This is a genomic window from Rhodobacter sp. P2_H5 (assembly GCF_056403335.1).
Genome location: NZ_JBFUFS010000081.1, coordinates 1 through 942 on the forward strand (window position 1 = coordinate 1; position 942 = coordinate 942).

The following is a 942-nucleotide window of genomic DNA, read 5'->3' on the forward strand; positions in this document are numbered from 1 at the left end:
AGCCGGTGGCGGACGAGCTGCGGAACGTGTCGGTCACCAACTTCAGCAGAAGCAAGGTCAGGGCGACTTCAGGGAAGCGGCCAACGGCTTCGCGAAGCGCCAGTGTCCTGTGGGCGGTGAGCTCCATCACCAGGCGTTCCGAGAGCGGCTTCAGCACCCCGTCGTCGTCATCTTCGGAGGCAGTGGAAAGCGGCTGGCCACCTGATGTGACCACGGTCGTCGTTACGCCGTTGCCGTAGGCCGGCATCCGATCCGAGCAAAGGGGCTGGGGTTCACCACCCTGCCCCACCGTGTCGCCGGTTTCCGACACCTCAACCTGCGCCTCGTCTTCGGGACGAACGAAGCCACGGTGGAGGACAAGCCGTCCATCCCTGTCAAAGGTCGCAAAGACCCCTGCCCGCGTGATCTCCTCCGGATCGAAGATCATCGGACGCGCTTCAAGAGCCTCCATCGACTCCGCGAGCTGAGCAAGGCGGGCGTCGACGTCCTCGGGGATATCGTCGGCTTCCGACCATTCGGCATCCAGCGATCGGTATTCGGCCAGCAGTCTGGCGTGGTCTGCGGCCTCTGCTTCCGACATCGGAGCAGGTTCGCCGTGAAGGCGGCGCATACCATAGCTGAAGCCATAGGGCTGGTCGGTGGTAACCTCGATCCATTTCCAGCCCTCGCATACCAACGCCTGCGCCTCGGCCTTGAGCTTCTCATTGGCAAGGCGGTCAAGCAGAGCCGGATCTTCCAACCACCCACCGTCATCGCCTTGGAACAGGTCGCGGGCCACGGTCCCGCCCGCCGCCTCATAGGCCTCGATCCCGACGAAGATCGCCCGGCGGTCGGTGGCCCGTACTGAGGTTTCTGTCAGCATGCGGCGGATCGCATAGGGCTCTTTATTCCAGGAGTTTTTGATCGCGTCCCAGACTTGATTCTGCCGCCCCTGGTCACCCG

At 63.7% G+C, this 942-nt stretch carries 1 pseudogene; it reads right to left on the reverse strand.

Going from position 1 to position 942, the window contains the following annotated elements:
• Positions 1-942, reverse strand: a pseudogene (locus tag AC1DVR_RS23590) (DNA-binding protein); the annotation flags it as partial.